14 protein-coding genes are annotated in these 17,361 nt (G+C 70.2%); 7 read left to right on the forward strand and 7 right to left on the reverse strand.

The features are described from left to right. Positions 1–16: 16 nt before the first annotated feature. Positions 17–1,198: an argininosuccinate synthase gene (locus ACFYPG_RS01855; RefSeq protein WP_387349554.1), complete on the reverse strand. Its 1,182-nt coding sequence runs from the start codon at positions 1,196–1,198 to the stop codon at positions 17–19. Continuing rightward, entirely contained in the window at positions 1,195–2,748 is a 1,554-nt protein-coding gene (gene argH / locus ACFYPG_RS01860; protein WP_387349556.1) for an argininosuccinate lyase, read from the reverse strand. Before argH ends, ACFYPG_RS01855 begins: the two co-directional genes overlap by 4 nt. An 873-nt stretch (positions 2,749–3,621) precedes the next feature. On the opposite strand from argH, the gene ACFYPG_RS01865 reads away from it, so the two are divergent. The 4 genes from ACFYPG_RS01865 to ACFYPG_RS01880 are packed head-to-tail and all read left to right on the forward strand — an operon-like array spanning position 3,622 to position 8,164. After that, the gene (locus ACFYPG_RS01865; protein ID WP_387349558.1) at positions 3,622–4,398 is read left to right on the forward strand and encodes an enoyl-CoA hydratase/isomerase family protein; all 777 of its coding nucleotides are present in this window, start codon (positions 3,622–3,624) and stop codon (positions 4,396–4,398) included. A 34-nt stretch (positions 4,399–4,432) separates the two neighbouring features. After that, positions 4,433–5,860 (forward strand): asparagine synthase C-terminal domain-containing protein, encoded by a 1,428-nt coding sequence (locus ACFYPG_RS01870; RefSeq protein WP_387349559.1) that lies wholly within the window; start codon positions 4,433–4,435, stop codon positions 5,858–5,860. Between the two features lie 59 nt (positions 5,861–5,919). After that, positions 5,920–6,738, forward strand: coding sequence for a TauD/TfdA family dioxygenase (locus ACFYPG_RS01875; RefSeq protein WP_387349562.1), 819 nt, complete (start codon positions 5,920–5,922; stop codon positions 6,736–6,738). Continuing rightward, the gene (locus ACFYPG_RS01880) at positions 6,728–8,164 is read left to right on the forward strand and encodes a class I adenylate-forming enzyme family protein (RefSeq protein WP_387349564.1); all 1,437 of its coding nucleotides are present in this window, start codon (positions 6,728–6,730) and stop codon (positions 8,162–8,164) included. The genes ACFYPG_RS01875 and ACFYPG_RS01880 overlap by 11 nt, the downstream gene beginning before the upstream one ends. Positions 8,165–8,205: 41 nt before the next feature. Here ACFYPG_RS01880 and ACFYPG_RS01885 read toward each other — a convergent pair whose 3' ends face one another. Then, positions 8,206–8,802 (reverse strand): helix-turn-helix domain-containing protein, encoded by a 597-nt coding sequence (locus ACFYPG_RS01885; RefSeq protein WP_355006711.1) that lies wholly within the window; start codon positions 8,800–8,802, stop codon positions 8,206–8,208. 76 nt (positions 8,803–8,878) lie between these two features. Between ACFYPG_RS01885 and ACFYPG_RS01890 the strand changes: the two genes are divergently transcribed. Both ACFYPG_RS01890 and ACFYPG_RS01895 read left to right on the forward strand, forming a co-directional pair. Beyond that, positions 8,879–10,453 (forward strand): FAD-dependent oxidoreductase, encoded by a 1,575-nt coding sequence (locus tag ACFYPG_RS01890; protein WP_387349566.1) that lies wholly within the window; start codon positions 8,879–8,881, stop codon positions 10,451–10,453. A 268-nt stretch (positions 10,454–10,721) separates the two neighbouring features. Continuing rightward, positions 10,722–12,446 carry a hypothetical protein gene (locus ACFYPG_RS01895; protein ID WP_387349568.1) on the forward strand — a complete coding sequence of 575 codons (1,725 nt, stop codon included), beginning with the start codon at positions 10,722–10,724 and terminating at the stop codon, positions 12,444–12,446. Between the two features lie 74 nt (positions 12,447–12,520). Here ACFYPG_RS01895 and ACFYPG_RS01900 read toward each other — a convergent pair whose 3' ends face one another. Continuing rightward, positions 12,521–12,994, reverse strand: a complete 474-nt coding sequence (locus ACFYPG_RS01900; RefSeq protein WP_387349569.1) for a hypothetical protein — start codon at positions 12,992–12,994, stop codon at positions 12,521–12,523. A 267-nt stretch (positions 12,995–13,261) separates the two neighbouring features. Between ACFYPG_RS01900 and ACFYPG_RS01905 the strand changes: the two genes are divergently transcribed. Continuing rightward, entirely contained in the window at positions 13,262–14,656 is a 1,395-nt protein-coding gene (locus tag ACFYPG_RS01905) for a dihydrolipoyl dehydrogenase family protein (protein ID WP_387349571.1), read from the forward strand. A 27-nt stretch (positions 14,657–14,683) separates the two neighbouring features. On the opposite strand, the gene ACFYPG_RS01910 is transcribed toward ACFYPG_RS01905, so the two are convergent. Genes ACFYPG_RS01910 through ACFYPG_RS01920 form a run of 3 tightly spaced genes read right to left on the reverse strand, consistent with a single transcriptional unit; the run spans position 14,684 to position 17,310 of the window. Beyond that, a complete protein-coding gene (locus ACFYPG_RS01910) occupies positions 14,684–15,451 on the reverse strand; it encodes a nucleotidyltransferase domain-containing protein (protein WP_387349572.1) in 768 nt (255 codons plus the stop codon). A 36-nt stretch (positions 15,452–15,487) separates the two neighbouring features. After that, on the reverse strand, positions 15,488–16,828 hold the full coding sequence (locus ACFYPG_RS01915) for a hypothetical protein (RefSeq protein WP_387349574.1): 1,341 nt from the start codon (positions 16,826–16,828) through the stop codon (positions 15,488–15,490). Positions 16,829–16,833: 5 nt separating this feature from the next. Beyond that, on the reverse strand, positions 16,834–17,310 hold the full coding sequence (locus tag ACFYPG_RS01920; RefSeq protein ID WP_387349576.1) for a hypothetical protein: 477 nt from the start codon (positions 17,308–17,310) through the stop codon (positions 16,834–16,836). Positions 17,311–17,361: the final 51 nt, after the last annotated feature.

Raw genomic sequence — 17,361 nt, forward strand, 5'->3', positions numbered from 1 at the left:
CGCTCCTCTCTGCTTCTCAGGCCCGGTGACCGGCGGTCAGCGGCAGTGACCACACGTAGGCGAAGCCGGCACCCGCCTGGTGATCGAACTGGTCGCCGGCTTCGTAGGTGGCCATCGCCCGGCTGTAGCGGGAGTTCGGCGACGACCGACTGACCACCGTGCAGTTCCCCTTGAACATGTCCACGGCGATCTCGCCGGTCACCGCGGGCTGAAGGGTCGCCACGAATCCGTCGAGGGCCCGACGCAGATCGCTGAACCAGTACCCGTAGTAGACGAGTTCGGCGTATCGCAGGGCGATGGACTGCTTGTGGTGCAGTGTTTCGCGGTCCAGCACCAGCGACTCCAACTCCGCGTGCGCGGCCATCAGCACCGTTGCCGCCGGCGCCTCGTAGATGCCCCGGGTCTTGAAACCGACGATCCGGCTCTCGGTGATGTCGATCCGACCGATGCCATGCGGTGCCGCGAGCGCGTTGAGGCGGCCGACCAGAGTGCTCAGACCCAGCGACTCACCGTCGAGGCTCACCGGAACACCCCCGGCGAAGCCGATCCGTACCCGGGTCGGCTCGTCCGGGGCCTGGCGAGGATCACCGGTCAGCTGCCACGCGTCGGCCGGCGGCGGCTGGGCGACGTCGTCGAGCTCGCCACACTCGATACTGGTCCCCCAGACGTTCGTGTCGATGCTGTAGGGCTTTTCCTTGCCGACAGGCACCGGGATGCCGTGCTTGTCGGCGTACGCCAGCTCGTCCTCGCGGGTCTTCAACTCCCAGTCGATCACCGGTGCCAGCACCCTCAGCGACGGGTCGAGCGCCGCCACACTGGTGAAGAAGCGGACCTGGTCATTGCCCTTGCCCGTGGCGCCGTGCGCCACCGCGTCCGCGCCGACGGCGTGCGCGATCTCGACCATCCGCTGTGCGATCAGGGGTCGGGACAGCGGCGCGGCCAGCAGGTACTTGTTCTCGTACCGGGCGTGTGCCTGCAGGGCGGGCAACGCGAAGTCGGTCAGGAACCGATCGGTCAGTGGCTCCGCCCGCACCTCGGACGCGCCGGTCCGCAGGGCGCGCTCGCGCACGTCCGGTACGGATTCGAGCTGCCCGATGTCGGCGCAGAAGGCGATCACCTCGGCGTCGTACCGGTCGCGCAGCCAGTGCAGCGCCACCGAGGTGTCCAGGCCACCGGAGTAGGCGAGAACGATCTTCATGACTGCTCCTGATCAGGGTGGTCGTGCGCGAGTTCGTCGAGGACAGCGGCGAGTGTCTTGTCGATCGGGGCGCCGCCCGCCACGTCGTCGGCGCCGCGCAGCGTGCCGGCGCGGGCCGCGGCCAGGCCGTCGCGACGGGTACGGCTCCAGCTACGGTGTGCGGTGGAACTGGTACGCAGCTCCGCCGCGACGTCCATCACGCTGGCGGTGGAGGTGCCACCACCACTGGTGTAGCCGTTCATGGCGTTCAGTGGCGCGAGCAGCTCACGGAGCACGTCCACGGCGACCGGATGGCCCTCGTCGGCCAGCATCGACGACACCAGCTCGAGGTCGCGCAGCGTCGCCTGCCGGCTGATCAGCTGACCGACCACCTTGCCGACGATGTGATGCGACTGGCGGAACGACACCCCGGCCGCCGACACGAGATAGTTGGCCAGCTCGGTGGCGGTCGAGAAGTTGTCCCAGCACAGCTCCTCGCCGCGCTGCGGGTCGAAGCGAAGAGTACGGGTCTGGCTCTCCACCACGCGCAGGGTGGACAGGTACGAGTCGATGCTCTGCCACAGGAACGGCTTGTCCTCCTGCAGGTCGCAGCTGTACCCGAGCGTGACACCCTTGACCGCTGTCAGCAGTTGCACCAGTACTCCGGTGGCCCGGCCGGACCGTCCGCGTACCAGCTCGGCGACCACCGGGTTCTTCTTCTGCGGCATGATGGAGCTGCCCGTGGTGAAGGCGTCCCCCACCTCGCAGAGCCGGTACTCGTGACCGCTCCACATGACGATCTCCTCCGCCATGCGTGACAGGTTGTTGCTGCCGAGGGCGAAGGCCGCAGCCGCTTCGATCATGTGGTCGCGGGCGCTGGTGGCGTCCAGGGCGTGGCTGAGCACCCGGTCGAAGCCCAGGAGCTGTGCAGTCGCCTCGCGGTCGAGCGGGAATGAGGTGCCGGCGAGCGCGCAGGCTCCGAGCGGTGACTCGTTGACCCGACCGAAGGCGTCCCGCAGACGGCGCACATCACGCAGCAGCGCGCTGGCGTGTGCCGTCCGCCAGAAGGCGACGCTGATCGGCTGGGCGGCCTGGCTGTGGGTGTACCCCGGCAGCACGGTGCGGAAATCCTGATCGGTGAGCTGCGTCAGCCGGTCGATCAGGTCGAGGTTGGCGTCGATCGCCTCGAGGAGGACGTCGCGGAGGTACATCCGGGCATCGGTGGACACCTGATCGTTGCGGGACCGGGCCGTGTGCATCCGGCCACCGACGTCCAGCCCCAGCTCCTCGATGACCATCTGCTCGACGTTGAGGTGGACGTCCTCGTACTCGGCTCGCAGCGTGAGCGCGCCGTCTCGATGTTGCTGGTCCAGCTTGACCAACGTCGCGACGATGGATCGCGCCGCGTCCTGCGGGACGATGCCCTGACGAGCCAGCAGCAGCACGTGTGCGATGTTCTGCCACAGGTCGTGTGGGATCAGCCGGACGTCGATGTCAACAGTGAGCGTGTAGTCGAGTACCTCGGGTGTGATGTCTTCCTCGAAGCGACCGCCCCAGAGCTTCTGGGTCATCGGACACGCCTTTCCGGGCCCGTCGGGACCTCATGTCGCAACGCCATGGCCTTTGTTTTTGCGCAGGCGTCATCCATTCTGCAGCCAATTGAGCGCAGAATTGTCGAACAATTGTCTTCTATTGAGGCGGTGCAGCCCGGCTCACCGGCCAGTGCGGATTGGGGCAGCGATTACCACAGGTCGACCACAAAGGCGACCGGTAGATGCCCCCGAATTTCGGGATGAGGTCGCGTCGGATGCTCGTGGCTTTATGGCGACCGCCTATTTCCGTTTGTCACAACCCCGACATCCGGCGGGCCAACCCTCCATGCAGTCGACCAACACCCCCGGACCGAGTGGGAACCGGTACGGGCAATGGCGTCGACGAAAGCAGCGCTTCCGTCGAGCTGATCACTCTTTGTCTGATTTCAAACACCCCGCGTGTTGTTCGCGTCTCTGACCTGCCGATATGCCCATGCCCCAGCCTGCACTGACCGTCCACGTGCGACCACACTATGTCAGGGGGCGTTGGGGCGGGTGCCCCTTCTCGCCATCTGGGAGCGATTCTCGATGTGGTGGAGACAACACCCCCGACGGGGAGTAGAAATTGACCGAAACATGCGCCGATCGCCAGCGGGGCCCGGCTTTGGTCGAACAACGAAGCTTCGAAATTGCGGCTATTGACATTGAGCGCGATGATGCCCAAAATGAGGGTTATCTGAGCAAGGTCGGCGTAGTAATGGCCCGCCATTGCCACCAGCCGCGCTCCTGTCGTACCGTGCTTGACGATCCCGCCGCTCTTCGCCGTACGCCGGCGTGTCTTGAGCTGCCCGGCCGGTCTTGCGGCACCGATACGCCGGGAGCGACACCAACCAGTCGGAAGAGCGGAAGCGAATGTCAGCGGAATTGAGCACGCAGACCTATTTCAGCCTCGACGTCTCCGAGGGCGTGGCCGTGGTGGAGTTCTCCGAGGGCCACCGGCACAACATGTGGTCGATGCCCCGGATGCGGGCGCTGACCGAGACGGTTCGCGAGCTCGACGCCCCGGACGTCCGTGCGGTCGTGCTGTTCAGCGGCGTCGACAGGTCCTTCGGCGTGGGGGGCGACTTCCACGAGACGTCGACGTTCCGAGGCGGCGACGAGGTTGATGAGTGGATCGATCACATCACCGACCTGTACGTCGCCTGTCTACAGCTCAACCGCCCACTGGTGGTGGCGATCGACGGCTTCGCGATCGGCATCGGCCTGCAGATCGCGCTCACCGCGGACTACCGGGTGGGCAGCGACCGGTGCGTGCTGAAGATGCCGGAGTTCCAGGTGGGCATCGCCTGCACCTTCGGTGGATACATGCTCGAACGGTCCGTGGGCCGCAGCGTCATGCAGCAGATGCTGATGTCCAGCGGGGACTGGTCGGCGGAGCGGAGCCTGCAGGACAAGTTGCTCCACGACGTGGTCCCGGTGGATCGGCTGTTGTCCGTCGCCGTGCAGCGGGCCCGGTCCTTCGCGGCCTACCCGACGGCCGGTTTCCGGAGCACCAAACCGTACCTCAACAGGGAATTCGTCGACGGGCTCGAACAGCTTCGAGTCATCGGCAAGCAGGCGCACCGCGCGGCATTCGCCGCCGGCGAGGCGCAGCGCAACATGCGACAGGTCATCGACAGCGGTCGGTGACGTCGCAGACCATCGACGCGGAAGGAACACCATCATGGCGGCCAGCAGGTGGGCGGCGGTCGGAAACTGCGATCTGACCCCTCTGGAACGGATAAGTCCCGCTGTCCACGTCGGTGACCTGAGAGTTCACACCAGCGGGTTGGCGGGTGACAGCCCACGCACCACGCCGTTGGAGATCGATGTGCGGACGATGTCGGTCCGGTCCCCGAACGGCGGCGCCACACCCGCCACGACCGAGCCCGACAGGGCGCGGATCCTCGTCGACGAGGACCGCGTCGTCGTACGGACCACAGCGCTGAACGAGGATGCCATCTACCTGGCGTTCAACCGGTCTCATGGCAAGCTCGCCTACTTCACCGACCTGTTCCTGGCCCCGCTGATCCTGCCCGCGCTCGGTCTGCCCGTCGAGGTCCGCCCGGAGGGACCTCAGCCGCGCAGCGACGAGACCGCACTGCTGCACGTCAGCCGGGTACCGTTCGGCGCGGTACAGGAGGGCAGGCGGCTGCGCGACGGGTGGACCCTACGCACCGCACTGGCCGACGATCCCCTGCGGCATCTGCGTCGTCCCGGGCGTACCGACGCGCTGCAAGCCGGAGAGGATCAGGTCAGTGCCCTGCAGGAGCAGATTCGGTCGATAGCCCGAGACCGACCGCTCGACCGGTTCGCGACCCTCCTGTCCGGCGGCATCGACTCCGGCACTGTCACAGTGCTCGCCGCCTCGGAGGGGCTCGCCTTGACGCCGTACAGCGCCGGCACTCCCTGGGGTGACGAGTTCGACGACGCCGCGGAGCTGGGCGATCACCTGGGTCTCTCCGTGCGCCGGGTCGAGCTGTCCGAGGAACGCATCCTGGCTGCTGTCCCGCAGGCCATCCGAGGGCTGGGTGTCACGGAGCCCGAGGTGGTGGAGGTCGCGCTGACCGCGACGGCGCTCTACGACGGGACCGAGATCCCGCGCGACGAGGTGCTGCTGACCGGATATGGGAGCGACCTCATCAACGCCGGCATCTACCGTCCGTTCAGCACGCCGGAGGAGCTGATCGATCAGACGATCGCTGCGATCCACCAGACCCGGTTCACCAACGAGTTGTCCAGCCGGCTGCCGTTGGCGTACGGCCGGGAAGTCCACCACCCGTTCTGGGCGTGGTCGGTGATCCAGGTGGCCCTGGACACGGCGCCGGACTGCAAGGTGCGCGACGGGAGGGAGAAGTTCCACCTTCGCCAGGCCATGAGCCGACGGGTGTCGCATGACATCGCCTGGCGTCGCAAGATCGCCGTTCATCACGGCGGCGGTCTGCAGCGAGGAGTCGTGAAGCGACTCGAGACGGATGCCCCCGGCGTCGACCGGGCCGCGATCTACCTTGCCTGTTTCCGCGAACTGGTGAATCTGGCGCAGGAAGGCTCGATCGACGACTGGGACCCACTTCAGGTGTACGAGCGCGGCATCGCCGACGCCCGGCGCTGACCACCCCGAAGCCCGCTCACCGCGGCCGCGTCACCCATCCCAATGCCACACCTCAGGAGATGACCTTGAGCCTCACCCCGTCAGGTCTCGGGCTGGTACTCGACCCCTCCCCCACGAACAATCTGGCGAGCGCCTGCCGCAGTGCCGCGACCCGGACCGGTGCGGCCCTCGTACGAGGGCTCGATCTCGACGAACCGGCCTTTCAACGCCTGGTGCATGAGCTCGGCGACACCGTTGAGCACAAGTTCGGCGAGGGCCGCGCCGACCTGCTCAAGTTGAACGCCTCAGCAGACGAGGGGAAAGTGGTCACCGGGCGCGGCCCACTCCCGCTGCACACCGACGGCATCCTGGTAGGAGAGCAGACGGATCTGATCGTCCTCTACGCCAGCGAGTTCCGCGACGAGCCGGGATCCGGCGAGACGACGGTCTGTGACCAGCTGGCGGCGTGGGCCGAGATGCCGGACGACCTGCGGCAGACGATCGAGACCGTAGGGCTGGAGTATCTGGTCGAGGACCGGGGTTACTTCCCGACGGTCCCTGACGACTGGTACGAGATCCCCACCGTCCGCGACTACGGTCGGGTTCGGTCGCTGAACCTGACGTTGCCGTTCCCCGCCGGCGCCAACCATGGCTGGCAGGTACGGGTCAAAGGCGGCGACCAGACCACCACCGACAACTTCTTCACCCAGCTCAGCGACTTCCTGCACCGCCCCCGATTCCTCTACCAGCACCGCTGGCAGGTGGGCGACCTTCTCGTGATCGACAACCAGCGCACCCTGCACGGGCGCACCGCGATCGGTGCCGACGGGGTGCGGCTGCTTCTGCGCGGTCAGGTCACTCTGAACACGGCACGTCGGGATGATCTGCATGCTGCATGAGGCGTTCCAGGAGGTGGTTCGGACCCACCCGGACGGGGTGGCCGTGCAGGCAGTCGACGGCGAGGAGCTCACGTACGCCCAGCTGAGCGACCTCGTCGACCGGGCGTCCGTCGGCCTGCTCGGCGTCGGGGTGCAGCCCGGTCACCACGTCGCCACCCGTCTGCACAACGGCCCCGCGTACGTCGCGACCATTCTCGCCCTGGCTCGGCTCGGCGCGGTGCACCTGCCGATCAGTGTGCAGTCGGACCGGGATCGGCTCCGCTGGTCGCTGGGCCAGGTCCCGGTCCGATTCCTGATCCACGAGCAGCATGACGACCTGTTCGAGACCCCGGTCGACACCCTCGCCGTCAACACGCTCCTCGCCGAGCCCGCCCCGCGCACCGTCGAGGCGCTGCCGGTCGAGTCTCGGGCCGGCGTCTTCCGGTTGCTGGAGACCACCGGCTCCACCGGGGTCCCCAAGCTCGTCGCCTGGCGTCAGGAAGACCTACTGGCCGACCGGCGGCAGTGGCTGTCCTATCTCCAGGTGACCGCTGAGGACGTCTTCCTGACCATGCATCCGTTGGATGTGGCCCATGGTGTCGATGTGCACATGTTTCCGGCGCTCCTGGCCGGCGCCCGGCTCGTGTTCTCCGACCCTGCCGCGCCGCCGGACCGGCTACTGAATGCTCTCGCCGAATCGGGCACGACGATCTTCAGCGCCCTGCCACGCCACTATCAGCTGCTTGCCGACAGCAGCTCAACAGCTCTGCCGTCGCTGCGGCTCCCGCTCTGCGGCGGGGCCTATCTCAGCCCGGAGGTGATCACGCGGGCACGCCGACACCTCGGGATCCGGATCCGTCGCATCTACGGGTCGACCGAGTTCGGCATCGTCCTGGGCAACATGGACGACGTCGCGCAGGAGTCCCGCGGCATGTATCCGCTACCAGGGGTCGAGGTGGCGCTGGAACCGCTCTCGGCGCAGACGCCGGCGCTCGGTGAGATCCTGGCCCGTTCGCCGCACACCAGCATCGGATACGAGGGCAACCCGGTCGAGACGGCACGTGCCTTCCGTGGCGGTTGGTACCGGACCGGCGACGTGGGCGAGCAGACGGAATCCGGCGAGTACCGCGTGCTGGGCCGGGTCGCCGACGTCCTGGCCACCACGTCGGGACGACCGATCTTCGCACCTCAGCTCGAAGGCGCGCTGGAGGCCGACGCGGCGGTGCGTGAGGCGGCGGTCGTGCCGTCGGCGGCGGCGGATGACGGGGCGGCTCCGCTGGTGGTGGTGACGCCGGCAGACGGAGCCCCGGCGTCGGACGTCGCCGCCGCGGCGCGCCGCCTCCTGCGCGAGCACGGTGTGGCTGACCGGGTACGGGTGGTCGACGAGCTTCCGCACACGCCGGTCGGAAAGCTCGACAAACCAACCATCCTGCGACGGTGGGGCTGAGCAGCTCCTGGAAACTCCACCGCCGACGGGGTCGGGCTCGACTACTGCTGCTTGTCGGGCGTGGCCGGGCGGGCGCGGACGTGCAACCGCTCCCCCTGCGGGCCGAAGAGACTGAGGGCTTCGGCGGTGCCGGGGCCGGGGTTGAAGAACAGGTGCGGGACGCGGGTGTCGAACTCGGCCACCTCCCCCGGGGTCAGCGTCAGATCACGATCACCGAGCAGCAGGCGTAGCCGGCCGGAGAGCACGTAGAGCCACTCGTACCCCTCGTGGGCCTGCGGGATTCGGCCCCCGGCGGACGGGTCGGGCGGGAAGATCTGCTTGAACGCCTGGACGCCGCCCGGCCGGCGGGTCAGCGGCAGGTACGTCACGCCGTGGATGACGATCGGTTTGGGGCGTACCCGGGGGTCGCTGGTGGCGGGGGCGTCGACCAGTTCGTCCAGCGCCACCTGGTAGGCCCTCGCCAGCGGAAGCAGTAACTCCAGGGTGGCGCGACGGCTACCGGACTCCAGCCGGGACAGGGTGCTCACCGAGATGCCGGTCAGCTCGGCGAGCTGGGTCAGCGTGGTCCCACGTTGGTGACGCAGGGCACGCAGCCGGGGGCCGACGGCCGCCAGTGCGGCGTTGTCCTCGTTTGCCATAACGGCAAGGATAGTTGCCACCTTGCCGACGGCGACGGATGGTGGGCGCAGCCGACAGAGCAAGAGGGAGATACCGGTGGACGAGACATACGACGTGGTGGTGGTGGGCGGCGGTGCCGCAGGGCTCAGCGGAGCCCTGGCGCTGAGCCGGGCCCGACGGTCGGTGCTGGTGATCGACTCCGGTGAGCCGCGCAACGCGCCGGCCGACCGGGTGCACAACTACCTGGGCCGGGAGGGGACGCCGCCGGGCGAGCTGCTCGCCATCGGACGGGCCGAGGTGTCCGGGTACGGCGGACAGTTCCGCACCGGACGGGTGCAGGCCGCGACCCGGGACGACGACGGGTTCCGGCTGAGCCTGGACGGCGGGGATTCGGTACGGGCCCGCCGGCTGCTGGTGACCACCGGTCTGACCGACGAACTGCCCGACGTGCCCGGCCTCGCCCAGCGATGGGGTCGCGACGTGCTGCACTGCCCGTACTGCCACGGCTGGGAGGTTCGGGACCGCCGGATCGGCGTCCTGGCGACCAGCCCGTTGAGCGTGCACCAGGCCGAGATGTGGCGACAGTGGAGCCCCAGCGTGCTGCTCCTCCTGCACGACGCGCCGGTGCCCGACGCGGAGACCGCCGAGCGGCTCGCCGCCCGCAGCATCGCGGTGGTGCCCGGCCCGGTCGCCGCCGTGGAGGTGACCGACGACGCGCTGACCGGTGTACGGCTCGCCGACGGCCGGGTGGTGGCGCTCGACGCGATCGTGGTGGCGACGCGGCTGACTCCCCGCTCCGATGTGCTGGTGGGGTTGGGTCTGGCCCCGGAGGAGGTGACGATGGGCGAGCACGTCATCGGCGCCCAGATCCCAACCGACGCCACCGGCGCGACGACTGTCCCGGGCGTCTGGGTGGCGGGCAACGTGGCCGACATCCGCGGTCAGGTGATCACGTCTGCCGGGGCTGGCCTGACCGCGGCGGCGGCGATCAACGCCGATCTCATCGCCGAGGAGACCCGCGACGCGGTGGCCGCGTACCGGCAGTTGGTGGCCACGACGTTCGAGGAACCGGCGTGGGAGGAGCGCTACCAGTCCCGCCCCTCGGTCTGGAGTGGCCGGCCGAACCCGCAACTGGTCGCCGAGGTCACCGACCTGGCCCCGGGGCGCGCCCTGGACGTGGGCAGCGGCGAGGGTGCCGACGCGGTGTGGTTGGCCGGGCGCGGCTGGCAGGTGACGGCGGTGGACATCTCCACCACGGCGTTGAGCCGGGCCGCCGCGCACGCCGAGACCGCGGGCGTGCGCGACCGGATCGAGTTCACCCACGCCGACCTACGGGACAAGCCGCCCACCGAGGAGGCGTACGACCTGGTGTCCGCACAGTTCATGCACCTGCCGCCGGAAGAGCGGCGGGAGTTGTTCGGCCGGCTGGCCGCCGCGGTGGCACCCGGCGGGGTCCTGCTGATCGTCGGGCACCACCCCTCGGATCTGTGGGGGTCGGCGCACCGGATGCACATGCCGGACATGATGTACACCGCGCACGACGTGGCCGCCGATCTGGAACCGGCCCACTGGGAGGTACTGGCGGCCGAGGAACGCTCCCGCCTCGCCACCAACCAGAACGGTGAGGACATCACCCTCCACGACGCGGTCCTGGTCGCCCGCCGACGCTGACCCCACGCGCGCGTCGCCGTGCGGTCACCACGTCGACCTGCGTCGATCATGGAGTGATGCGGGATGACAAAGGGTGGTGGAGCATCACCTTCCCGGCAGCATGAGTCCATGGTCGGCGCGGGAACGGGGCAACGCGGGACGGCAACGTGAGAGGTGGTGGGGCAGGACTTCGCATGAGGTCCGGTCAGCGGTAGCGTTGCGCCACACTGACGGCCCGTGGGGCAGGCGATCGCCGACCCTGACGCCCCGATCGTACGGAGGATGGTGCATGTCCATCGGCGCTGAGCCGCACGCAGCACGCGACGATGCGGCCTCCCGGCCGAGCTTCGAGCTCGCCCTTCGCGGATACGACAAACGCCAGGTGGACCGGCACCTGGAGCAGCTCGACGGCCAGATCGCGATGCTGAGCGGAGAGCACGGGCGCTCCGCCGTCCGCGTCCGTGAACTGACCGCCGAGGTGCAGCGACTGCGCGCCGAACTGGCCGAGCTTCAGGAGCAACCTGTGCAGGTGGACCGCGCCTCGTTCCACGATCTGGGCCCGATGGTCGGCGAGATCATGGCGCTCGCCGAGAAGCAGGCCGGCATCATCACCGAGTCGGCCACCGACCGGGCCAACGAGCTGCGCAGCGAGTCCGAACGGATCCTCGCCGACACCCGTGAGCGGGCCGCGCAGGCACGTCAGGAGCTGTCGGAGGAGTTGGCCGCGCGGCGGGCCGAGCAGGAGCAGGCGCACGAGGAGCGGCGCGCCCACGCCGAGGCCGAGTTGACAGCGATCCGCGAGCACGCCGAGCAGTTGCGGGCCGACGGTGAGGCCGCGCACGAGCGCGCCCAGCACGAGGCCAAGCGGATCACCGAGCAGAGCGCGCAGCAGCTCAACCAGACCAGGGTCGCCGCCGACGCGCTAATGAAGTCGGCCCGTACCCAGATCCAGCAGGAACTCCAGTCGGCCCGCTCCAAGCACCAGCAGGAGATGGCCCAGTGGCAGGCCAGCGTGGAGCGAGAGGTCAACGAACGGCGTACCGCCGCCGAGCAGGACATCGCCGAACAGCAGGCCGCCGCCGAGCAGGAGCTGGCCGAGCAGCGCAGCGCGACCGAGCAGCAGATAGCCGCGCTGCTCGCCGAGGCGCAGCAGCACGTGACCGAGCTGCGCAACCGCGCCGACGAGCAGGCCGCCAGCCATCAGCAGCAGCTCGCCGCCCTGCAGAAGGAGCTTGAGGAGCGCCGGCAGGAGGCCGCCGACCTGAACGCGGAGCTGGACACCGGCCGTCAGCAGCTCGCCGAGATCCGCCAGGAGGGCGAGACGCTGGAGAACGAGCTGTCCCGGATGCAGCAGCGACTCGGTGAGGTCCGTCGGGACCTGACCGCCGAAAGCGCCCGGTTGGACGAGGCCCGGCGGGCCGGCGACTCCGCCGAGCGGCACGCCAAGGAGGTCCGCGCCCGCGTACAGCGGGAGGCGAAGCGGGTGGCCGACCTCGCCGCCGCCGCGGTCATGGCCGCGGCAGCCGGCGGTACGGAGACCGCCGAGTACCCGATGGTGGGCTCCCGCTCCAGCGCCGACCGACCCGCCCCGGAGCGCGTCGAGCGGCTCACCGTCGACCGCGTCGACCGGTACTCCGCGGAGCGCCCGACAGTGGACGATGCGGACACCGATCGCGCCACTGCCGACCGCGCCCCGCTCAACGCCACACCTGCCGATCGGGGCTCTGCAGAGAACGGCTACGCCGACCTGACCCCGGTGGAACAGGCCAGTGGCGACCAGGCCCCGGCCGAGCACGCGAACGGCGACCGGGCACCGGTGGAGCAGGCAGACGACGCGCATGCTGCGGCGGTCGCGGAGGAGTCGACGACGTCCGACCGTACGGCGGCCCGGGAGGTCAGCGCCGACGACGCCGAGCGGACCTTCCCTCGGCACATCGGCACTGACGCACCGACGCCCGTGCCGTTCCTGGCCTTCGGGCAGCCGGTCAGCGAAAACGGCGCCGCCCGGCACTGACCTCAGCAGCGGTTGCACCCGGGCCCGGAGCGGATCCGCACGGGCCCGGGCCGAGCGTCCGGCCGATCAGCCACTCACGAGGGAGACGGGGCGGACCGAGCGAGGTACCTCCGCAGCTCGGCGACCTCCTCGTCGGTGACGGTGGGGGCGAAGTCGAGGTATTCGCTGGGATAGATGGCGGTGCCGGAGCCGGTCACCATGACGAACCAGGCGCCCTCGTGGCCGAACCAGTGCGCCTGTCCGACCTTGCCGAGGTCGACCAGGTCGTCCGGCGCGGCGGATTCGCCTGCCGAGATGATGCGCACCCACTGCCCGTCGCGCCCATACGGAGGCTGAGGGATCACCATGTCCAGGTACTCCTCGTCGACCCGCTCCGCCGTCACCCCGTACAGCCGAGCGGCACCCTCGCGTGCCACAGTGCGCACCTTCCTCAGACTGCCGGTGGCGCCGACCAGCACCTCCCCGTCAGGTCCGTCGACCAGCACCGCGTACGAGCGATCCGGCTCGTGGCGAACCCGTGCACGGAACCGCGGCGGGATGTCAGGCATCCAGCAATGATCCCCCACCGGGCTCGCCACGTGGGTACGCCGACGAAGCTCATGGACGATGGCTGACCAGCGGTGATCAAGCGATGAAAAGTAGCTCGTAGGAGGTTCGGAGACCTACTTTTCATCACCTGATCAAGGAACGGGTGATGGCTCGGGCGGATTCTGCGAGGAACCGGGTCGCCTCGCAGGTCGGACCTGGCAGGCTGGGCTGGCCGCCGCGCACCAGCGGTGGCCGCCGGCCCGACCGGTGACCGAGAGGAGCGCCCGGTGACCGACCAACCGGAGGAGTTCGACCTGCTCGTCATCGGTGGCGGCAAGGCCGGCAAGACGTTGAGCATGGACGTGGCCCGATCCGGCCAGCGGGTCGCCATGGTGGAACGCGGCATGATCGGCGGCAGTTGCATCAACGTCGCGTGCATCCCGACGAAGGCGCTGGTGACCAGCGCGCGGGCCGCCCGTCAGCTGCGGGACGCGTCGGCGCTCGGCCTGACTGTGGAGGGCGGCCGGGTCGACATCGACCTGTTGCGCGCGCACAAGCAGGACGTGGTGGAGGGGATGGTCGCCGCCAACCGGCAGCAGTTCCTCGACTCCGGTCTGCACCTGGTGATCGGCGAGGCCCGGTTCGTCGGCCCACGAACCGTACGGGTGGCACTCGCCGACGGCGGCGAACGACTGCTGCGCGGCAGCGACGTGGTGATCAACACGGGCACCCGCCCCCATCTGCCGTCGGTGCCCGGGATGGCCGAGGCCGGGGTGCTCACCAGCGACGAGTTGCTGCGCCTGGACCGGCTGCCGGCCCGGCTGGTGGTGCTCGGCGGCGGCACCGTCGGGGTGGAGTTCGCGCAGATGTTCGCGTTGTTCGGCAGCACGGTGACACTGGTCGAGGGTGGTCCACGGCTGCTCACCCGCGAGGACCCCGACGTCAGCGACGCGGTGATGCGCGTCTTCCTCGATGATGGCATCGACGTACGGGTGGGTGTGGCTGTCGCGCGCGTCGACCGGGAGGCCGACGGCTCGCTCCGGGTGACGCTCGACGACGGCAGCGTGGTGATCGGGGACGACGTGCTGGTGGCGGCCGGGCGGGAACCGGTCACCGACGGGCTCGGCCTGGACGTGGCCGGCGTACGGCTCAGCGAGCGGGGCTTCGTGGACGTCGACGAGCACCTGCGTACCAGCGCCGAGCGCACCTGGGCGGCCGGGGACGTCGCCGGGAGCCCGCAGTTCACCCACGTCTCGTTGGACGACTACCGGATCATCCGGGCGAACCTCGCGGGAGGCCAACGCAGCACCGCCGACCGGCTGATCCCGTACACCGTCTTCACCACCCCGGAGCTGGCGCGGGTCGGTCTGACCGAGACCGAGGCGCGCCGCGCCGGGTACGACATCCAGGTCGCCCACCTGCCGGTCGCCGCCATCCCCCGGGCACGCACCCTGCGACAGACCCAGGGCATGTGGAAGGCGGTCATCGACACCAGCAGCGACCGGATCCTCGGTGCGTCGTTACTCGGTGCCGAGGCCGGTGAGGTGATCACCTCGGTGCAGCTGGCCATGCTCGCCGGAATGCCGTGGACCGCCCTGCGGGACGCGGTCATCACCCACCCGACCATGACCGAGGGTCTCAACCTGCTCTTCGCCTCGCTGGTGTCCAGCCCGGTCCGCTGAGCGCCGCAGGGCCCGCCCAGGCGACCGCTACCCGGCGATCTCGTCGCGTACCCGTTGTTGGAAGGCGCGGGCCTGCGCCCCGGTGGGCGGTGGCCCGCCGTGGCGTGCGGCGACCGCCTGACGGATCACCTCGGCCCGGTCGTCGGCGTCGATCAGCCGTTGGCCGGCGGCCACCTTCGCCAACCAGACGCCGTCGCGGTGGCGCACCAGTGAGCGGCAGGCGCCGAGTACGGCGTCCTCAGTGCCGGGCGCGGGTTGGTCGGCCGGCGGGGTGGGCAGGGCGAGCCACCAGGACAGCGCCTCGATGAGCAGCCGGCGCAGGTCGGCCGGGGCGAGGTCGGCGAAGGCCTCCCCCGCCGGTGGCCCGAGCAGTGGGAGTCCACTCTGGTGCAGGATGCTGCGGTCGAGGCCGTACCAGAATCGGCCGTCGGTGACCGGGCGGTCGGCGGGGTCGAGGGTGCGGCGGAACGGCATGGCGGCCCCGGTGTTCAGTTCGACCTCGAAACCCGGGTCGGGGGTGCCGGAGGCGGCCACCGCGCGGTCGTAGACGACCAACTCCAGCCCGCGTGCGGGGCAGGGCAGCGCGTCGTGCCGCAGCCGGGCGACCAACGTCTGCTTGACGGTGCGGGTGAGCGGCCCGGCGCTGAGCAGCGCCACGTCCACGTCGCTGCGGCCGGGCTGGTACGCCCCGAGCCCCACCGAGCCGGCCGCGTACGCGCCGACCAGGTCGGCGCCGAGCACGTCCCGGGCGGTGCTGACGAGGTCGTCGAGGTAGCGCTGAAGATCGGAGTCCACGGGGCATGATGGCGCACGGGTCGGAGCCGGGTGGGATCACCCCGCGTAGAGCAGCAGCAGACCGGCGACGGTGTACGCGACCATCAGTGCCAGCAGGGGTAGTTGGCCGGCCACCGCCCGGGCCCGGGGGAACAGGTACAGCGCGCGGTCGTGGGCGAGCAGCGTGCCGAGCAGGTGCCCGAGGATGATGACGGTGATCTGGACGCTCGCCACCCCGGAGGGCGTGATCAGCGCGGTCTGCGGCTCCCAGCCGGCGGTGCCGAGCCAGTTGGCGCCGGTGCCCAGGGGGTCGGAGAGTAACGCGACGGTGCGCTGGCCCTCCAGGATCAGCAGCGAGTAGTAGTGCGCCACCACGTACCCCACCGCGATCGGAACGATGGAGTGGGCGATCTCGCCCGGCACCTGACGGGCATCGGTCGCTGCGGCGCGACCGATCCGCGCCGCGGCGCCGGTCGCGGCGAGGTACGCCACCGCGACGGCGGCGATGACGAGGCTCAGACCGGCGCTGCCGGTGACCGCCGGGTGCAGGCCGTTCTCCTGGCTGAAGCGCAACCAGCCCGGCGCGTTGGAGAGGCTGTCGTACATGGTCGAGCCGAGCAGCACGATCACCACGGCGACCAGCCCGGGACGGGGTCGCAGGCCGGCGATCCCGTCGAGCGGGTTACGCCAGACCAGCACGCCGTCGGCGGCCCGGCCGAGCGGGGCGAGGTGACCGATCACTGTGCTGTACGCCTCGAACGGGTCGGCGTGGTCGAACCAGCCGGCGCCGAACAGCACGGCACCGGCCAGCAGGACCACCGCGTACCCGGTCAGCCAGGCGGTGATGACCGGCAGGGTGGCCCGGTCGGGGGCGACCAGTTCCAGCCAGACGAACCCGAACACTGTGGCGGCTGCCGGCCACCACCCGACGCTGTCGGGCAGCTCACGGAGCCCACGGTTGGGGTCGCGCCGCGCCGCCAGCGCCGCGAGCAGGTGCACGGTGCGCAGCGGGTTGACCGCCCGCCAGATCGGGCCGAGCAGCAGCGACAGCGGGGCCAGCCCGACCCAGAGCAGCACGTAGAGCGCGCCGGCGGTCGGGTTGTCAGCGGTGTCGGGCCCGCCCAGCAGACCGAGGCAGAACCAGGCGGCGGCAAGCAGGCCGAGGCCGCGCAGCGCCCACCGGAACGCGGGCGCGTCGACGAGTCGGGCGAGCCGGCGCGGCACCGGGCGACCGCCGGTGGCGTCCCGGTCGAGCCGGGGTTCGCGCCAGAGCAGGCCCAGCGCCACGAACGTGACGACGAGGGTCAGCGCGGCGGCGACGACGAGCTGCGGCAGGGTGATCGGTAGGTCCTGACGACCACCGACGCCGTGTGCCAGCAGCGTGGGAGCGGCCGTCATGTCGTTCAGCGGACGACGAGCTGGAAGAGCACCAGCTCGGACTCGTGCGTCTCCACCTCGAACAGCCCGGTCTTGTCGGCGCGGAACTCCACCGAGCCGGGCGTGCCGGCCGGCAGCCGGGCGCCCAGGTCGTAGCCGTGCACGTGCAGCTCGTCGGCGACGTCGGAGGTGACGGTGATCCGGACCGACTGCCCCTTACCTACGGTGACCCGTCCGGTCGGCGGGTCGACCCGCTTCTTCGCGATCGTGACGGTGATCTGTTGGTCCACCGCGGCGGCGCTGGCGGAGGCGCTGGGCGTGCTGGCCGCCGTCGGGGTCGGCCCGGTGGGGGTGGCGCTCGACGGGGCCACGGACGTGGGTGCCGCCGAGGGGGCGGCCACGGAGGGGTCGTCGTCCTGCCCGCAACCGGCGAGGAGCAGGGCGCCGAGGGCGGCGGCGGCGAGGGCGGCGGCGGTCCGGGCAGCGGGGGTACGGACGAACACGGGCGGACTCCGAACGACGCGAGGGGGACGGGTGTCGGGTTGATCGTCGGG

It is taken from the genome of Micromonospora sp. NPDC005553, from assembly GCF_042871765.1.
Taxonomy (GTDB): Bacteria; Actinomycetota; Actinomycetes; order Mycobacteriales; family Micromonosporaceae; genus Micromonospora.